The sequence below is a fragment of the Bartonella sp. MR63HLJHH genome, assembly GCF_042194155.1.
Lineage (GTDB): Bacteria > Pseudomonadota > Alphaproteobacteria > Rhizobiales > Rhizobiaceae > Bartonella > Bartonella grahamii.
Window position 1 is genome coordinate 112,286 of the sequence record NZ_JBHIMN010000006.1, and the last position, 19,174, is coordinate 131,459.

The 19,174-nt window shown below is 36.0% G+C and carries 11 protein-coding genes; 4 read left to right on the top strand and 7 right to left on the bottom strand.

Going from position 1 to position 19,174, the window contains the following annotated elements; all coding sequences use genetic code 11:
- Positions 1-97 precede the first annotated feature (97 nt).
- Positions 98-1,243 (bottom strand): cysteine desulfurase family protein, encoded by a 1,146-nt coding sequence (locus ACFIKQ_RS05575; RefSeq protein WP_015856378.1) that lies wholly within the window; start codon positions 1,241-1,243, stop codon positions 98-100.
- Between the two features lie 162 nt (positions 1,244-1,405).
- Here ACFIKQ_RS05575 and ACFIKQ_RS05580 point away from each other — a divergent pair, with 162 nt between their 5' ends.
- From ACFIKQ_RS05580 to ACFIKQ_RS05590, 3 genes are all read left to right on the top strand, one after another.
- Complete coding sequence (locus tag ACFIKQ_RS05580; RefSeq protein WP_015856377.1) at positions 1,406-2,086, top strand: alpha/beta hydrolase; 681 nt, start codon at positions 1,406-1,408, stop codon at positions 2,084-2,086.
- A gap of 316 nt (positions 2,087-2,402) precedes the next feature.
- Positions 2,403-3,656, top strand: coding sequence for a tyrosine--tRNA ligase (gene tyrS / locus ACFIKQ_RS05585; RefSeq protein WP_375644839.1), 1,254 nt, complete (start codon positions 2,403-2,405; stop codon positions 3,654-3,656).
- Between the two features lie 186 nt (positions 3,657-3,842).
- A complete protein-coding gene (locus tag ACFIKQ_RS05590; protein WP_375636110.1) occupies positions 3,843-4,328 on the top strand; it encodes a peroxiredoxin in 486 nt (161 codons plus the stop codon).
- 336 nt (positions 4,329-4,664) lie between these two features.
- On the opposite strand, the gene prfB is transcribed toward ACFIKQ_RS05590, so the two are convergent.
- The 3 genes from prfB to ACFIKQ_RS05605 form a co-directional block, all read right to left on the bottom strand.
- A protein-coding gene (gene prfB / locus ACFIKQ_RS05595) for a peptide chain release factor 2 (RefSeq protein ID WP_015856374.1) occupies positions 4,665-5,793 on the bottom strand; the annotation gives its coding sequence in 2 pieces (ribosomal slippage) (positions 4,665-5,723 and positions 5,725-5,793; 1,128 coding nt in all).
- Between the two features lie 167 nt (positions 5,794-5,960).
- A complete protein-coding gene (locus ACFIKQ_RS05600) occupies positions 5,961-8,426 on the bottom strand; it encodes a penicillin-binding protein 1A (protein ID WP_375636111.1) in 2,466 nt (821 codons plus the stop codon).
- A gap of 168 nt (positions 8,427-8,594) precedes the next feature.
- Complete coding sequence (locus ACFIKQ_RS05605; protein ID WP_375656116.1) at positions 8,595-9,827, bottom strand: N-acetylmuramoyl-L-alanine amidase; 1,233 nt, start codon at positions 9,825-9,827, stop codon at positions 8,595-8,597.
- A 588-nt stretch (positions 9,828-10,415) separates the two neighbouring features.
- Here ACFIKQ_RS05605 and ACFIKQ_RS05610 point away from each other — a divergent pair.
- Positions 10,416-13,046, top strand: a complete 2,631-nt coding sequence (locus ACFIKQ_RS05610; protein ID WP_375656117.1) for a ribonuclease E/G — start codon at positions 10,416-10,418, stop codon at positions 13,044-13,046.
- An 87-nt stretch (positions 13,047-13,133) separates the two neighbouring features.
- Here ACFIKQ_RS05610 and ACFIKQ_RS05615 read toward each other — a convergent pair whose 3' ends face one another.
- The 3 genes from ACFIKQ_RS05615 to ACFIKQ_RS05625 all read right to left on the bottom strand — a co-directional run bounded on the left by ACFIKQ_RS05615 (position 13,134) and on the right by ACFIKQ_RS05625 (position 19,163).
- Positions 13,134-13,745: an invasion associated locus B family protein gene (locus ACFIKQ_RS05615; protein ID WP_015856370.1), complete on the bottom strand. Its 612-nt coding sequence runs from the start codon at positions 13,743-13,745 to the stop codon at positions 13,134-13,136.
- Positions 13,746-15,369: 1,624 nt separating this feature from the next.
- Positions 15,370-18,870, bottom strand: a complete 3,501-nt coding sequence (gene mfd, locus ACFIKQ_RS05620; protein WP_375636114.1) for a transcription-repair coupling factor — start codon at positions 18,868-18,870, stop codon at positions 15,370-15,372.
- A gap of 5 nt (positions 18,871-18,875) precedes the next feature.
- Positions 18,876-19,163, bottom strand: a complete 288-nt coding sequence (locus ACFIKQ_RS05625) for a succinate dehydrogenase assembly factor 2 (RefSeq protein WP_375636115.1) — start codon at positions 19,161-19,163, stop codon at positions 18,876-18,878.
- Positions 19,164-19,174: the final 11 nt, after the last annotated feature.

The following is a 19,174-nucleotide window of genomic DNA, read 5'->3' on the forward strand; positions in this document are numbered from 1 at the left end:
GTTATTTCCTAGGCTATAGGTAAAGTGCAAAAATTTCAATCAAACTTATCTTATTATTTAAAATAATTCTAATTTTATAACTTTCTGATGATAAATCTTACCCTTTTTTCTTGCTTATAATTTGAGAAAAAAACGATAGAAAATCATCAATATCCTCAGAAGTTGTGTCCCGCCCTAGCGAAATGCGAATGGCACCATTTGGAACATGATACCCCATTGCCTCCAACACTTTGCTTTGTTTTACTTTTCCCGAAGAACAAGCCGAGCCGGATGATATAGAAAACCCTTCTAAATCAAAAGCAATTTGCATCGTTTCAGCTTTTATATTTTTCACGGTAAAGTAAGTTGTATTTGGCAAACGTTGAACTCTTTTGCCAAAAATTTCAACATTTTTACTTATTTTTTGTAGTCCATCTTCTAATTTATTGCGTAAATATATTAACTGTTTTATTTCTTCCTGTGTGAAACAATCAGCCATTGCTGCCCCAAAAGCAGCAATAAGGGGCAATGCTTCTGTTCCTCCACGGAGACCTTTTTCTTGTCCTCCCCCAATAATAAGAGGTTGTGGCATAAGAAGATTACCACATGAAACAAAAGCACCTATTCCTTTAGGACCACCAATTTTATGTGCAGACAGTATAAAAAAATCTCCTCCTAGCTGATTAATATCCACGAAATTTTTATCGACATATTGTGTCAAATCAACAATAAGAGTACCTCCTAAATCCCGAACAATAGCGGCGATTTCTGTTAACGGTTGAATAACACCCGTTTCACTATTTGCAGCTTGAATAGCAACAAGAGGTAAACCTTTTGTTTTATCGTGAACCGTTAAGAGTGATGTTAATTTATCTTGTTGAATGAGCCCATCTTGATCAACAGCAATGACGCTTATCAATTCTTTAGAAAAACGCCCTCCCTCTGCAACAGAGGGATGTTCAGTCGCTCCAAGGTAAAGATGAGAAAATTGAACTTTTGCATTCCCCATATTGTAAAAGGGTGTTAACAAAGTCATCGCTGCTTCACTCGCACCAGAGGTAAATACCACGTGATCTGGATCTGTTTTAAGATTTTCAGCGATTTGTCGACGTGCCTTTTGCAACAAGGTTTTAGCCGCACGCCCTTCCTTATGAACCGATGATGGATTACCAAATATCTCTAAAGATTCCACTAACGCCATCCGTGCCATTTTTTTGAGCGGTGTTGTTGCGTTATGATCAAAATATCGGCGTCTTATAACCATTTTACATCGCAATCATTAATCTTATGAATTGATTAAAAAAAATAGCGCAATTTTCTTGAAAAGTGCACTAAAAAAAGAATATCTAATAATTATTTAAGAGATTCTATGGTAAAAGTCGACCAAGGTCAATGAAAGCCTTTTATTGCATTTAAGGAGCATTTTATGCCAGAAATTATTTTTAACGGTCCCGCGGGTCGGCTCGAAGGGCGTTATCAACCTTCACAACAAAAAAATGCACCCATTGCGATCATTTTGCATCCTCATCCCCAATTTGGTGGAACTATGAATCATAAAATTGTCTATGACCTCTTTTATATGTTCCAACAACGTGGCTTTACAACTTTACGTTTTAACTTTCGTGGTATTGGTCGTAGTCAGGGTGAATTTGATTATGGAATAGGAGAACTTTCAGATGCTGCTGCTGCTCTCGATTGGGTGCAAACACAACATCCAGACTCTAAAAATTGTTGGGTCGCAGGATATTCATTTGGAGCATGGATTGGTATGCAGCTTTTAATGCGCCGACCGGAAATTGAGGGATTTATCTCTGTTGCCCCTCAGCCTAATGTTTATGACTTTTCATTTCTTGCACCTTGTCCATCTTCTGGACTTATCATTCATGGCGGTATCGATAAAGTTTCCCCCCCAAAAGATGTTCAAATACTTGTCGATAAATTGAAAACACAAAAAGGAATCATCATCACACAAGAAATATTGGAAGAGGCTAATCACTTTTTCAGTGGATGTCATGAAGAACTTATTGAACGATGTGCCCACTATTTGGATAACCATATCACCAATGAACTTCTCGCTCCTCCTCCTGAAATACTTTCACTAACTTAGGAAAACACGATGGATTTATAAAAAATCAGAAAAAATCGTCTTTGATCATAACTAAAGTAATTTTTTTAGTCTGTACTTAAAACTTTTCTAAATTTTATTCTAGGATAGAAATGAGAATAACAGAATGCATTTTTTCTATCACCTAGAAATCTCTTTTTTAGCGTAAAAAGGAAATAATACCTGTATTATTATCTTTATATTATCAATATGTCTCTTTCTCTTGTGATGTGTGCATCAGTTATGATAGATAACGCTCCATCATATAATCACCTATTATATGAAATGAATGCACTCTTAAAATTAGGAAATTGAATCTGTGTTTGCCTTTAAATCTGATTTTTTACACATTATGAGCGAACGTGGTTTTATCCACCAAATTTCAGATGAAAAAGGCTTAGATGATCTTTTTTCAAAAGAAATTGTAAGCGCTTATATTGGATTTGATCCAACAGCATCGAGTTTACATGCTGGAAGTCTTCTTCAGATTATGATGCTTTATTGGTTACAAAAAACGGGTCATCGTCCCATTGCTTTAATGGGTGGAGGAACCGGATTAATCGGTGATCCTTCCTTCAAAGATGAAGCGCGACGTCTTCTGACACAAGATGATATTGCTGCAAATATCGATGGTATTAAAAAGGTATTTGCTAACTATTTGACATTCGGTGACCGAGAAACTGATGCTTGTATTGTGAATAATGCTGAATGGTTATGCAATTTAAACTACTTAGAATTTTTGCGTGATGTGGGAAAACATTTTTCTGTCAACCGTATGTTGTCATTTGATTCTGTCAGACTCAGACTTGAGCGTGAGCACTCTTTGTCATTCTTAGAGTTTAATTATATGATTCTGCAAGCTTATGACTTTGTTGAACTTTATAAACGTTATGGGTTGCGTATGCAAATGGGGGGCTCTGATCAATGGGGCAACATTATTAACGGAATCGAATTAGGGCATCGTTTAGGAACACCACAATTATATGCGTTAACATCACCATTGTTGACAACCTCTTCCGGTGCCAAAATGGGTAAATCATTGAATGGGGCTGTATGGCTGAATGCGGATATGCTTTCACCTTATCAATTTTGGCAATATTGGCGCAATATAGAAGATGCTGATGTAATACGATTTCTAAAGCTCTATACCCCATTGCCAATGGATGAGATTCTTAAACTTTCTCTACTACAAGGGACAGAAATTAACGAAGCAAAAAAAATTCTTGCAACAGAAGTTACAGCAATGTTGCATGGACGTGCTCTTGCCAATGCAGCAGCAGAGACTGCTCGCAAAACGTTTGAAGAAAAAACTCTGGGAAAAAATCTTCCAACTGTTGAAATTAATGCCTCAGAATTAAAAAAAGGTGTTGGATTGCTCACTCTTTTAGTACAAGCAGGACTCGCTAAATCTAATAGTGAGGCACGCCGACACGTTCAAGGTGGAGGTGTACGTGTAAATGATCAAATTATTGAGGATGAAACACATCTTATTATTGAAGGGGATGTCAGTGCGGAAGGAATCATTAAGCTTTCTTTCGGTAAGAAAAAACATGTTGTGATAAAACCAGTATAATCTTTTGTTGTTTTGTTTATGTTGTTCACGCCGATCTTGTTCTTTCAATCCAATCGTTGTGATAGAGCGAGTTTTGTTAGGAAAATAAAGGTCTCTTAAAAACAATAATATTCTAGAGAGTTGAATAGTTCTTTTCTTCTGTGTACTCTGATATCTTATACTTATTACACAAGAAAGATGAAAACAATGACAAGATCAATGAAGGGTGCTCTTGCTCCTGATTTTAATTTGCCTCGCGATGGAGGAGAGACAGTATGTCTTTCTGACTTTAAAGGAAAACCTGTTGTTTTATATTTTTATCCAAAAGATGACACCAGCGGTTGCACAAGCGAAGCACTTGATTTCACAAAATTAAAGATGAAATTTGATGAAATCGGTGTTGCTGTTATTGGAATCTCTCCAGATAATGTAAAAAAACATGATAAATTTAAAGTAAAATATGAACTTGATGTCATCTTGGTTTCTGATGAAGAAAAAACAACCCTCGAAGCTTATGGTGTTTGGGTTGAGAAAAGCATGTATGGACGCAAATATATGGGTGTTGAACGGAGCACTTTTTTAATTGATGCAAATGGAATAATAGCAGAAGAATGGCGCAAAGTAAGCGTATCTGGGCATGCTGAAAATGTTTTAGCTACTGCAACACTTTTACATCATAACGCTAACTTATAAATTGAGTGTTTGATTTATCTTAAAAAGCAAAAGTCATCCTCCGAATTGATTTTAGTTTTTCAATGGATTCAATTTTTACAATATATTGATTTATAAGGATAATGAATTGTTTTATATTTATATTAGTCCTCCGAATATCGCAAATTTTTCTTATTTCAGCTTTCTATCACTTGCAATATCATAAGCAGGATTGGCGTGTGAGAAAAAATTGAAGAAAGGAACAAGAAAATCCCTCTTTGAACCTTTAAAGTATCAAGAACTATCGTAATATCACAACATCAATAAAACAAACAACTTAAGAAAAAAATCTACATGGCTTGAAGGAAGGATATATAATTAACGAATATCCTCAATTTCTTTGTCTTGTCCATAAATGCGCCGTGCGAGTGCTGCCTCTATAAATGCATCTAAATTACCATTCAGTACGGATTGTGGATCCGTATTTTCAATCCCTGTACGTAAATCTTTGACAAGCTGATAGGGTTGAAGAACATAAGATCTAATTTGATGTCCCCATCCGATTTCTGTTTTAGAAGATTCAGCAGCATTGGTTTCTTCTTCTCTTTTTTTAAGCTCTTCTTCATAAAGCCGTGCACGCAACATCGACCAAGCCGTAGCGCGATTTTTATGTTGAGAACGCTCTGTTTGACATTGAACAACAATACCCGTTTTTATATGTGTGATGCGAACAGCGGAATCTGTCGTGTTAACATGTTGTCCTCCTGCTCCTGATGCACGATATGTATCAATACGCACATCTGCCTCTGAAACATCAACTTCAATATTGTCATCAATAACTGGATAAACCCAAATGCTTGCAAAAGAGGTATGGCGCTTTGCATTCGAATCAAATGGAGAAATCCGAACCAAGCGATGAACGCCTGATTCTGTTTTTAACATTCCATAAGCATTATGCCCTTTTACAAGAATAGTCGCTGACTTTATTCCTGCTTCTTCTCCATCATGAATTTCTAAAATTTCAACCTTCATTTCATGCTGTTCAGCCCAGCGCATATACATACGTAAGAGCATAGAAGCCCAATCTTGGCTTTCTGTTCCCCCTGCTCCAGCATGAACTTCTAAATAGGTATCATTCGGATCCGCCTCTCCTGAAAGAAGTACATCAATTTGCCTTTTATCTATCTCATTTTTAAGATTACGTATTGAATTTTCTGCATCAGCGATAATTTCAACATCACTTTCTTCTTCGCCCATCGCGATAAGCTCAATGCATTCTTCAAGTGTTTTTGTAAATGATAAAAGACCATTGATTGAATCATCAAGACGTTGACGCTCACGCATCATATCCTGTGCTTGTTGTGCATCATCCCATAATGACGGATCTTCCGCTTTTTGATTAAGATATTCGAGACGTTTTAGTGATTGATCCCAGTCAAAGATGCCCCCTTAGCAATTGAATTGCTTTCTGGATTTCATCAACTAATGTTTCTATTTCTGCTCGCATAATTTAACACCGTATTTTTTAACACTCTTTCTGGTTATGTCTCTAGAATTTTATACAAATTCGATAGCTGCTGTGAGGGAATAGCACGGACTTATCATTCTATTTACAGGACCGACACTGTAAAAAAATAAAAACTATAGACTCATGGCGAAAGGAGATTTTGTTGATTAATACAGCCCACCTGTCCCACTTTCAAGGGCTTTATTGACTTGTGGAGAAGTGGTTACTGCAGGAACACCTTCTTGAAAAGAATTTGTACTCCCAATAACTTGATATATATCAGCAGGACCAGTCCCTGGTTTAAATGCTTCTATAATGACATCTTGATCTCCTCTTTCCGCAAGCATTCCTGTTTTCCGATTAATTGGCATTAAAATCATACCCTTTGGCATCTTAAAGGGAACATCTGGCTTTCCTTTAAGAGCATTTGCCATAAACTCACCAAAAATAGGTGCAGCTAATGAACTTCCGGTTCCATTATATCCTAATGGAGCAGGTTGATCGTAGCCGATAAAAATACCAACGACAATGTCAGGAGTAAATCCCATAAACCAGACATCTTTAGAGTCATTGGTTGTCCCTGTCTTAGCGGCAATATGTCGATTAAGATAACGTAAACGTGCTGCAGTACCACGCTGAACAACCCCTTCCATCATGGATGTAATCTGATAAGCAGTCATAGGGTCAAGAACTTGATCTCGCTCATCAATCAATGTGGGTTCACGTTGATTATTCCATGAAGGCGTATTACAATTTTCACAAATACGATCATCATGACGATAAATTGTCTTTCCATAACGATCTTGAATTCTGTCTATCAGAGAAGGCTTAATAGAGCGTCCCCCATTGGCAATAACTGAATAAGCTGTAACCATTCGTAATACTGTTGTTTCACCAGCCCCTAAAGCCATGGGAAGATAAGGCTGCAATTTATCCACTATGCCAAAGCGTTCTGCATATTCAGCGACAAGAGGCATTCCCATATCATTGGCAAGCCGTATTGTCATAAGATTACGAGAACGCTCAATACCATAACGCAACGTTGAAGGTCCTGCAAATGTACCACCATAATTTTTTGGTTGCCAAACTTCCCCATTATATTGACGAACTTCAATGGGGCCATCTAAAACAACGGATGCTGGTGTATACCCGTTATCAAGAGCTGCTGCATAAACAAAAGGCTTAAAAGCAGACCCCGGTTGGCGATAAGCTTGGGTTGCACGATTGAATTCAGATGCAGCAAAAGAAAATCCTCCCACCATAGCAAGAACGCGCCCTGTATGAGGTTCCATAGCAACAATTGCACCTTCAACCTTTGGAATTTGTTGTAAACGATAAGTGTTGTTTGTATTGGATAGTTTTTCAACAAAAATGACATCCCCAACTTGCAGAACATGAGATAAATTCTGAACAGTTTTTCGATAACCATTTTCTTTTACAACATGGAGTGCCCATTTTGAATCAGATTCAGATAAAACAGCAATTTCCCGTTTTTTTGATAATATACCTGAAGCTTCGCGCTGTGGCTGTAAACCAATCTCTACTTTATTGGGATTAGCAGAAAGAACAACAGCTAAACGCCATTCAGGAACATCACTTAGCCCCGTGATATTTGCAAGTTCTATCCCCCAATCACCTTTTTTATCGATATGCGCATAAGCTCCACGCCATCCTTGCGAATGATCAAATCTAATTAATCCAGCGTGCAAAGCACGTCGCGCAATAAGTTGTAAATGCGGATCAAGCGTTGTACGAATGGAAAGCCCACCTTCATAAAGTGTCTTAGCCCCATAGCGATGTATTAAACGACGTCGCACTTCTTCAGTAAAATAATCAGCCGCAAAAACATAGCTATCACTCCCACGTATTGTCGCTCCTAAAGGTTTAGCTTTCGCTTTTTCACCTTGTTCACGCGTTACATATCCATTTGCAATCATCCGATCTATAACCCAATTGCGCCGATCAATAGCACGTTGTGTATTCTTAAATGGATCATAATTTGCTGGCCCTTTTGGAAGAGCAGCCAAATAAGCACATTGTTCTAGCGTCAGATCATTGACGGATTTATTGAAATAGGTCAAAGAAGCAGCGGCTATACCATAAGTACCACGACCCAAATAAATTTCATTGAGATAAAGTTCGAGAATATGATCCTTTGAATAAGTTTTCTCAATACGCATTGCTAAAATAGCTTCCTTAAATTTACGCTCTAACGTTGTTTCTGAACTTAAAAGAAAGTTTTTAGCGACTTGTTGCGTTATAGTTGATGCACCCTCTGGACGTCTTCCAGAACCAATATTACGAATATTATTGATCAAAGCTCGAGAAAGTCCTTCGGGATCTAAACCAAAATGATGATAAAAGTTTTTGTCTTCAGCCGAAATAAAAGCATTTATAACAAGCTTTGGTATTGATTGAATTGGTAAATAGAGGCGATGTTTTGTTGCAAACTCTGCCATAAGACGGCCATCAGAAGCATGGACGCGGGTCATTACCGGCGGCTCATAAAGTGAAAGAACTTCATAATCAGGGAGTGCATTTGCTTGACCACTGGTCATAACACCCCATGTTATTGCTCCACAAAGTCCAATAGCAACAAAAAAACGAAGAAGATATCTTAAAAAAATCATCATAAAAACGGCTATCGCTTTCTTAAGAATTAATCAAAGAAAAAATACGTTACTTCAAACACACCAAGCGGATATCACCACAAGATTGAGATCAAGAGAAATTATTTTCTATCTTTTATTTATACTAAGGTACACTAGAACCCCATATTGATACTCTATTTTCTCACAAATTTAAAGAGGCTGTATCATTTTCTGCCTATAATGAGCAAATTGACGAATAGAATGAGCAATAGAGGCTGCCATTTGTTTTCTCCAATGAGGATCATTTAATAACTTTTCGTCCTCTTTATTGGATAAATAACCTATCTCTATCAAGACGGAGGGTATATCTGAAGCTCTTAAAACTTGAAAATTAGCATACCGATGTGGGTTATTAATCAAGTTAATATGATTCTTTGATAAACTTGAAATAACACTATTTGCAAAATTAACCGAAAATGTATGTGTTTCACGTCGTGTAAGATCCATCAAAATATCTGTAACTTCGAGTGTTTCATCTGCAGGCAAACCATCCAGCAAATCAACTTTATTTTCATTTTCAGCTAAAGATTTTGCAATGGCATCAGAGGCTTTGTCTGATATGGTATACACTGTAGCACCGCGAAGAGAATGTAGATCAATCGTATCTGCATGAATAGATATAAAAAGATCAGCATCGAGCTCTTGCGCTTTTTTAACTCTTTCACTTAGTCTTAAAAAAATATTGGAATCTCGCGTTAAAGCAACAGTAATATGAGAATCCTTTTGTAATTCGTCTCGCAATGCACGCGCAAAGTCTAAAGTCACATCTTTTTCTAAAACTCCAGTAACACCCCGTGCACCGCCATCAATACCACCATGACCAGGATCAAGAACAACACGAAAATTATATGCTGGCATTAACTGCGTTTTTGTATCAAAATTGGTCTTTTGCTGTTTTTTTAATATTTCATCAAATTTTTCTAGTGTAGTTTTACGAATATCAATCAGCAACTGCCATAAATCATTATTTAATTTTTTTACGACACTTTTTTCAATTACAAAGGCCGTTTTACTTGTCAAAATAATGCGTGAAGTCTGTATGTCAGAAAAAGCATAACGCACATCTGAAAGCATAACGGATAATGTATTCTGTTTCTTTAAAGGCGTATTTTGCATCGAAAAGTCAATTGTAGGTAAATTGATAACCAACCGTGCTGGCCTGTCCAAAATCTGTAAACGAACATTTGGTTTTGAATTGAAAACCGCAATAATACGCGTATGAACACTATCACCAATGGTTCGAAAATTAATAAGTCTCAGAGGATCTGCGGCTTGAACACTGGTTTGGAATAGCAAAAATAATAATAATAAAAAGTATGTGACAAGCACAATAACATTCCCATAAGCTGTTTTCAGCTTTTTGGTAAAGAAAACTCTTATCATAAGCAAAATACTCTACATTACATTTGTAATAATTTATCTTGGTTATATAAAAACGATACACCAATTTATTCTCTATTTTTCAATAAAAGCTAAATAAACACCCAAAAACGAAATTAAGGTCATTAAAGACATTATCATTATACATGATTTACATTGTTACTTGCCAAACGCATGATATCAACATAAAAGAATATTTATGCTTCCTAGCTGATAATAGTCATCTAAATTATCTGTAACTCATATTAAGTTGTCTTTAGAGGTTTTTTGCCTATTATGCATTGAGACTTTTTTATGGATGAAAAATTTCTATGTTATAACATTAGGATTGCATTACTTAAGATTCGTTGGTTCGGATATCCGAACTGTTTTAAAGATTATTTTACCGGAGACTTTTAAGAAATATGAGTCATAAAAAACAGATGGAGATAATGATGAGAAATGGTGTAAATGCAGTCATGCCTTTGCACGTGGTGTTCCGTCCTGTTTTTCTGGTACCTCCCTTTTATGGCAGACAGCCTTTTATATTTACGAATAGTTATAGCGTTCGTTTGAATAAAATTGTGCATGTCGCCTTCAGGATATTAGCTTATGTCAAACAAAATGCTTATAGATGCCTCCCATCCGGAGGAAACACGTGTTGTTGTTGTTCACGGCAACAAAATTGAAGAACTTGATTTTGAATCAGAACATAGAAAACAGCTCAAGGGGAATATTTATCTCGCACGTATTACGCGTGTAGAACCGTCTCTCCAAGCAGCTTTTGTTGAATATGGTGGAAACCGACATGGTTTTTTAACATTTTCTGAAATTCATCCTGATTATTATCAAATTCCTATTGCTGATCGCCTTGCTCTTCTTGAAGAAGAGGAAAAAGCAGCTGTAGGAGAAAATTCTGTAGATGCCTTTACGGAAGAAGCAACTAAAAATAAAAAACGCTCCAGAAGAACAAAAAAAAATGGAAAAAACAATGTCATAGCAGCCGATATTGAAAATGATATCACATCTGAATCAACAATAATTGATAATACAGAAGAAGCATTAAATGCCGATATCTCTTATGATGAGATCGAAATGGTTGGTGCTGAGGACATCCGTGAAGAGCTCCCAATTTATCAAAGAAAACAAGGGCGCCAGTATAAAATTCAAGAAGTCATTAAACGACGTCAAATTTTGTTGGTACAAGTCATTAAAGAAGAGCGTGGTAATAAAGGTGCTGCCCTTACAACATATCTGTCTTTAGCAGGTCGTTATTCTGTTCTAATGCCCAACACAGCACGTGGTGGTGGTATTTCACGAAAAATTACGAACGTACAAGACCGTAAACGTCTTAAAGAAATCGTAAAAGAATTAGCCGTTCCAAAAGGTATGGGTGTTATCTTACGAACCGCTGGTGCCAATAGAACAAAAGCTGAAATTAAACGTGATTATGAATATCTTATGCGGTTATGGGATACTATTCGCACTTTGACACTCGAGTCAACGGCGCCATGCCTTGTCCATGAAGAAAGTAATCTCATCAAGCGTTCTATACGAGATCTTTACAATAAGAACATTAGTGAAATTCTTGTCTCTGGAGACCAAGGATATCGTGAAGCAAAAGACTTTATGCGTATGCTTATGCCAAGTCATGCAAAAGTTGTGCAACCTTACCGTGATCCTACACCCATTTTTGCAAGAAATAATATTGAAATTCAACTTGATAAAATGTTGCAACCACAGGTTTCTTTAAAATCTGGTGGTTATCTTGTTATTAATCAAACAGAAGCACTTGTTGCTATTGACGTAAATTCTGGCCGCTCTACGAAAGAATTCTCTGTCGAAAAGACAGCTTTACAAACTAACCTTGAAGCTGCTGAAGAAGTAGCGCGTCAATTACGCTTGCGTGACCTTGCTGGTTTAATTGTGATTGATTTTATTGATATGCTTGAAGAACGCAATGTAAAGCTGGTCGAAAAAAAATTAAAAGATTGTTTAAAAAATGATCGTGCTCGTATTCAAGTTGGTCATATTTCACACTTCGGCCTTTTAGAAATGAGTCGTCAACGTATTCGCATATCGGTTTTAGAAAGTACAACACAGCCCTGCCCGCATTGCGCAGGAACAGGAAATATACGTTCTGAATCATCAATTGCGTTACATGTCATGCGCTCAATTGAAGAATATCTTCTTCATAATTCGCAATATAATATTATCGTGCGCACACCCGTAGCAACAGCGCTTTATGTATTAAATCATAAACGCAACATTCTTGTTAATTTAGAAACTCGCTTTAAGCTTAATATTAGTATTGAAGCAGATGATAGTATTGGAACGCAACATCTTGTTATTTCTAAAGGCTCAATAGCAGAGAGCATTTCTCGATCTTCATTGGAAGATGTTAATAAGCAAGAAATTGAAGATTCTGTTTTCACAGAAAGTGAATCTATTGAAAATCCTTCTCCCATTGAAACAAACCAAAAGCGTCGGCGCAAAAGTCGTCACGATGAAATTACTGATCATTCTCTCTCCAACGTTCATAAAAAAGAAGATACCTTGAGTGATGATTCTTATCGTCGAGGACGTCGTCGAGGACGTCGTGGTGGTCGACGCAATCAAGATAATAGTTTTCATCAGATTCGCATTCCTTACGCAGAACCAGTGGGAGATTTTGCTAAGCAGGCTTTAGCAGAAATTAAAGCAGCACACCGCAAACATCGTGTTTCACCTGCTAAATCTTTTGAACTTGAAGAAACAAAAAATAATACACAAGCTCTAGATATACAACAACAGGGTGAATCTGAAAAAAATGATACAAGTATTAAACCTAAAAAACGTAAAACACGTTCTTCAAAAGTAGTAGAAAATCAACTTTCTTTAGATAATGATCAAAATGTCGTAGAACAAAAATCTCTTGAAGAAAAACCTAAAACTAGTTCAGTACGTAAAGCTAAAACAAAAAAGGCAGACAAATCTATTCATAAAGTAGAAGATAAAACTCTTGAAAATAGTAAAAAGTCAACACGTGGAACACGTAAAAAATCATCTTCTAAAGAGACAACGCAAATACAAAAAATATTAGAGAAAGAAACTATAATCGAGATGGAGGAAGTTGTCGAAACCTCTCCTTCCCAAATTGAAGAAACAATTAATCAACCCGTTGTTGTTTCATCAACGCCTAATGATTCTTCCAAAACTGAACGTATTGGTTGGTGGAAACGCAGAATTCTTTCGAAAAATTAAAGATTAAAAAAACCGCCACAGTTTTCTGTGACGGTTTAAATAAATAATTATAGAAGACGTTTCAACCAATTCTATGGTGTGGGTTTATCACTTTTGTTTTGCTTTTTCTTGCTCAGCCCGCATACGATCTTCAATTTCTTTTTGCTTTGATTGAATAGCTTGCTGCATCTTTATTTGTTCTTGTTGGAAATCTTTTTCCTCCATACCAGGACCGGTATAGGCTGCTGTAAACCCATTAAGAGAAAATTCAATAGGATTAGCTGAACCACGGAAATTAACTGTGGTTACAACCATTTTTGTACCACTTTTCATAGCAGCTATAAGCTTATCATCTAAGACATCATTGGCAATACAACTTGGTCCATTACAAATAATATAAGGAATTTTTTTAGAGAAGTCGTCACCAATTTTAATGTGAACACCTTCTGGCAAAAAACGACCTGTAGGTACTTGAATACCTATACGTTTTTCATTTTGCTTCCCTTTTATTTCAACAAGATTAAAAGCCGTTAAAGGTTGTCCCGTATTCGATAATACAGTATTCATTGTATTACAAATATCAACATCATGCTGCTTACTGCAAACTTTGTACCAACCTTGTGATAAAGTTTGCGCATTTGCAGAAATACCAGCTATAAGAAAAAGGGCAGCGGCTCCAACTAATACTGAAACAGCAGAATAAACATTTTTATGCGACATGATTAAGTTAATCCTTTCAACGCGCTTTTAAGTAACTTCAAAAAAATATTAAATATAATTCCAACTTAAATTTATTAAATTATAATGAAATAACACTTAATTTTACTATTTTTACTTCAATATAAAAAAAAAAGTCAAATTTAGAGAAAAAAATACGACAAGCTATTCTAATTTTTATACACCCATATAATTCCCCTCTTTATCATATTGGTGTTTGATGCAATCTATCCATAAAACACCTCTGTGCATTTAAGCTAAGATTACACAAACGAATCAATATTGCAATATTAATTAAAATAAACTCCTATACTACTCTAAAAATCTTACTAATTAAACTTTTTACATTTATTACTCTTCATGTTAAGCTCGTAGAGCCTTAGCAACAGCTGTTGTAATGCATGAAGCTTCAAAATATCAGATAAATTTTACTTTTTTCTTTATGTGATTCGTGTGATACACAAAAATAAAATCATTTACGGTATAATTGAAACATTTCATAAATTAAAACCACTGATTGTCTAAAATTTCTGCATAATTGTAAGAGAACTTTTTGCTAATGGACAATTTTCTGCCCTTGTTTACAAAACAAGGGCGATACATTATTTGTAATAAAAGTTTTATATTCTACAGCTTTTAACCAAAAAGTTTAGTTTAAAAATACGCTACTAAAGAAGTGCTTTTTTCTTAATTAAACAACATATTTTCTTAGAGAGAAAATTTATAACTGTTGAAAATATTTTATTTATAATAATAATTTATCTTTTACATCATCAAATGTTTGTTTTTCATAGCTATTAAGAGCCTTCTGTTAGCAATTCTTTTATATTGCTAGAAACTGGGGCTTATCGAATTAATTGCGTCTTTTACTCAATAAAAATCTTTATCTTTCCAATCAAAATCTTTGCGTAAAATAGCACCTATATCACTCTGCAATATATCCGCTAAAACTTTGCAACTAATAATAAATATGAGGATAATTTTCTATTTATTAAATAATTCAGCTTTTCTTCGTATTCTCCTACTTCGTACTCTCTCGCTATATCTACCCTAGAGATAAATTTTTATTTTTTTCAAATAGATCCTGTAATTCGAACCAAGATTATAATATTCATTCTTCAGATTTTTCAGTTCTTTTAAAAACTTATTTCGTTCCTGCAAACGCTTATAGTATTCTGCTTTAGAAAAATTTTTTCCCAAAATATCTAAATATAAATACTTATCTTCAATAAATTGTATGCTATCTTTAGTATTCTTTCTTTTGTTTTTTAATGTTGGTATTGTTCCTTAGAAGATAAATCAGCGTGAGCGTTTTTATGCCATATATTACAGGGAGTAAAAAACTATCGTTAGCAACTTTTGTAATGAAGAAAGCATGTTATCTTGGCTTAAATTTTTGCTTTTTAGAGAAGGTACTTATATGCACGTTCTATTTATTACGGTTACACCGTCTAAGCTATTTTCTTCATTGTATCAATATGTCTTATGATGAAGAACGCAAAATGAATATGTAAGAAGTTCTTTTATTATAAACTTAAATTTTATTCTTATAAAAAATCAATAACTATTTGTTTTTTATAATAATTTTATAAAAATGAGTAACAATTCTGAAACAACAAAGAAGTTTTTAACCAGAATGTTGTTCTGCCATTTCGACAAGCTGTGTCATAATATTCGCTGCTCCAACAAGCCTTTCATCCGCTGTGGACCAATCACGAATAAGAGCGATACTTTGATCTGGTCGAATTTTTGCCATCGAACCTTGTTTTCCAACCCACTGAACAAGAGCAACACTATTTGCAAAATAATTATTGCGAAACTGTATAACAATCCCCTTTGGTCCAGTATCCAATTTTTCTACATGCGCTTTTCGACACAATGTTTTGATATAAAAGACTTTAAGAAGGTGTTGAACTTCAAGCGGTAAAGGACCAAAGCGATCAATTAACTCCGCTGCAAATTCATCAATTTGTTCTAAATCATCAAGTTCTGTTAAACGACGATAAAGCCCCATACGTAATGGCAAGTCAGGCACGAAACTTTCTGGTATCATCACTGTTGTACCAAGTGAAATTTGAGGAGACCATTGCTTATCTTCATTTAGCTCTCCATCTTTTAATTCAGCAACAGCTTCTTCAAGCATTTTTTGATAGAGTTCAAATCCAACTTCTTTAATATGTCCCGATTGCTCTTCACCTAAAAAATTGCCTGAACCGCGGATATCCATGTCATGGCTTGCCAATTGAAAACCGGCCCCCAAGGTGTCAAGAGATTGTAAAACTTTAAGACGGCGATCAGCAGCAGCTGTTAAAACTTTACCAGCAGGAAATGTAAAGAGTGCATAAGCACGTTGTTTTGAGCGCCCTACCCTCCCTCGTAACTGATAGAGTGCAGAAAGACCAAACATCTCAGCGCGATGCACAATTAGGGTATTGGCTGTTGGAATATCAAGACCAGATTCAATAATGGTTGTCGATAGCAAAACATCATATTGCCCATCATAAAATGCATTCATAATATCATCAAGTTGTCCAGCCGGCATTTGTCCATGAGCCACAACGAATTTAAGTTCTGGCACATGTGTTTTGAGATATTCTTCTACAAAAGCCAGATCAGAAATACGAGGACAAACATAGAAACTTTGTCCGCCACGATAATATTCTCGAAGCAGGGTCTCTCGTATAACAAGTGCATCAAAAGGTGAAATAAAAGTACGAACCGCCATTCTATCAATGGGGGGCGTTGTTATCAATGAAAGTTCACGTACACCCGATAATGCTAACCCTAAAGTGCGTGGTATGGGAGTTGCTGAAAGTGTGAGAACATGAATATCACTTTTAAGCTCTTTTAAACGCTCTTTGTGTTTGACACCAAAATGCTGCTCCTCATCAATGATGAGAAGGCCTAACCGTAAAAAATTAACTGCACCACTTAATAATGCATGGGTTCCAATGACAATATCTATTGTACCATCTGAAACACCTTTTTTTACTTGTGCAAGTTCTTTCGCTTTTACAAGCCTTGAAGCATGTCCAATTTTAACCGGTAATCCTTGAAAACGCGAAATAAATGTCTTGTAATGTTGACGTGAAAGCAAAGTTGTCGGTACAACAACAGCAACCTGATATCCATTTAATGCTGCGACAAAAGCACTTCGAATGGCTACTTCGGTTTTTCCAAAACCAACATCACCGCATATCAAGCGATCCATAGGCTTTCCTGAGGCTAAATCGTCTAAAACAGCATCAATTGCATTCATTTGATCTTCCGTTTCTTCATAGGGAAAGCAAGCAACAAACTCATCAAATGGTCCAACTGGTGGAAGTAAAGCAGGCGCAGCACGAGTCACACGCTCTGCAGCTATACGAATTAATTGCCCTGCCATTTCCAATAAATGTTTTTTAAGCCGAGCTTTACGTGCTTGCCAAGCAACACCCCCTAATTTATCTAAAGTTACCTCTGTTCCTTCTGAGCCATAACGTGAGAGAAGCTCAATATTTTCAACAGGTAAAAAGAGTAAATCACCTCCAGCATATCTAATTTCAAGACAATCTCGTAAAATTCCAGTGGTTTTGATGGTTTTAAGACCAACAAATTGGCCAATACCGTGGTCGATATGCACAATAATATCACCAGAATTTAAAGCAGAAATTTCAGAAATAAAATTTGTGTTATTTTTACGCCGCTTTGGCGATCTTATAAAACGATCGCCAAGGATATCTTGCTCTGCTATAACAGCCAAATCTTCAGCCTCAAAACCATGTTCTATCATGATAACAGCTGCTAATATGCGATCTCGTGGTGTTGCTTTGACAGTTTGCAAGGATTTTGCAACATCTATTTTTTTCAATCCATGCTCATCGAGAACTTGTAGCAAACGATTGAGAGATCCTTCACTCCAACACGCTAAAAGCACTTTTTTACCAGCAGTGCGTAAAGATGCGATATGATCAACAACACTTGAAAAAACATTTTTTTCCTGCGCATTACGCTCTTTTACAAAATCATATCCCTGTTTAACATTGGTGTGAATAACAGTTTTTTCCAAACTTTGTGGAATATTAAAAGGCGAAAAATCAATACGCTGTGAAGATTGTTGCACACCCTCCAAAACACGCTCTGGCGTTAAATAGAAAAGACTAGGATCTATTGGGTGATAAGAAGTAGAATTTTTTTCATCATTTTCGCGCTCTTTGCGCGCGTTATAATAGTCCTCAATAAGACGATAGCGCTCAATGAAGGCTTCTTCTATGAGATGCTCAAAAACTATCGGTAAGTTACCACAATGGTCAAAAAAACTATCAAGGTTTTCATAAAAAAATGGAAGCCAATGTTCCATACCGGCAAAACGCCGACCTTGAGCAATTGCTTCATAAAGCATGTTATTTTTTTGTGATACACCAAATGTACGGGTATAATTGCTCTTAAAACGGCTTATGCGTTCTGGTGTAAGAACAACCTCACTCATTGCCTGTAATAAAAGTTCAGTTTTTTGACCTGTTGTCCTTTGACTTTCTGGATCAAATATGCGGATACTTTCTAGGGTATCTCCAAAAAAATCAAGACGTAAAGGTTCAACATCCATGGGAGAAAAGATATCAAGTATTCCTCCTCTTACAGCAAACTCACCAACATCACGGACAACCGTAACGCGTTCAAAACCATTGGTTTCTAAAAACTGAATAAGATTTCCCATGTTATTGCGCTGGCCAACACGTGCGTGAATAAGCTGAGCTTCTATCATTTCACGAGGAGGTAACTTTTGCATAATCGCATTTGCTGTTGTTAATATAATTGCAGGATGTGGATCTTTACGTAAATTTGCTATGTGTGCCAATGCTGATAGTCGACGTGCCATAACAGCAATTCCTGGTGACACACGATCATAAGGCAAACAATCCCATGCAGGAAATTGAAGTATGGGTAAATTGGGCTCAATAAAATTTAAAACTTGTTGTAAATGAACAATTTTTGTTCCGTCGCGGACAACATAGATGAGTGGTTTACCTTGTGCAATTTCTGAACTTAATTTAGCAAGCGCAAAGGCTTCAAATCCATCAGGAACTCCATCAAAAATCATACGAACAGAATTATTTTTGGGAATAACAATTTTTTTAAATATAGGCATCAGGATTAATAACTTAAGCAAATACGATAATTGGCAATATCACGAAAAAGTGGACTATCAACTTCAGAGGGTGGCAAAACTTCTCCAGTAATCCATGTGAGTAAATCACGATCATCAAAAGACATAATATATTCAAGTTCAGAGAGCGTTTTATCATTCATTTCAGCAATATGAGCATCGACATAATGTCCAAAAATGAGATCCATTTCACGAATACCGCGATGCCATGCACGAAAAATCAATCGACGACGACGCACATCTAATTGATTTTTGTCAACGACAAAAACTGTCATAAAAAATCTCC

Coding starts and splice junctions, on each gene's coding strand:
- ACFIKQ_RS05575 (WP_015856378.1), bottom strand. CDS start 1,243: ATGGTTATAAGACGCCGATATTTTGATCATAACGCAACAACACCGCTC.
- ACFIKQ_RS05590 (WP_375636110.1), top strand. CDS start 3,843: ATGACAAGATCAATGAAGGGTGCTCTTGCTCCTGATTTTAATTTGCCT.
- ACFIKQ_RS05605 (WP_375656116.1), bottom strand. CDS start 9,827: ATGATAAGAGTTTTCTTTACCAAAAAGCTGAAAACAGCTTATGGGAAT.
- mfd (WP_375636114.1), bottom strand. CDS start 18,870: ATGCCTATATTTAAAAAAATTGTTATTCCCAAAAATAATTCTGTTCGT.
- ACFIKQ_RS05580 (WP_015856377.1), top strand. CDS start 1,406: ATGCCAGAAATTATTTTTAACGGTCCCGCGGGTCGGCTCGAAGGGCGT.
- ACFIKQ_RS05600 (WP_375636111.1), bottom strand. CDS start 8,426: ATGATGATTTTTTTAAGATATCTTCTTCGTTTTTTTGTTGCTATTGGA.
- ACFIKQ_RS05615 (WP_015856370.1), bottom strand. CDS start 13,745: ATGTCGCATAAAAATGTTTATTCTGCTGTTTCAGTATTAGTTGGAGCC.
- ACFIKQ_RS05625 (WP_375636115.1), bottom strand. CDS start 19,163: ATGACAGTTTTTGTCGTTGACAAAAATCAATTAGATGTGCGTCGTCGT.
- ACFIKQ_RS05610 (WP_375656117.1), top strand. CDS start 10,416: ATGTCAAACAAAATGCTTATAGATGCCTCCCATCCGGAGGAAACACGT.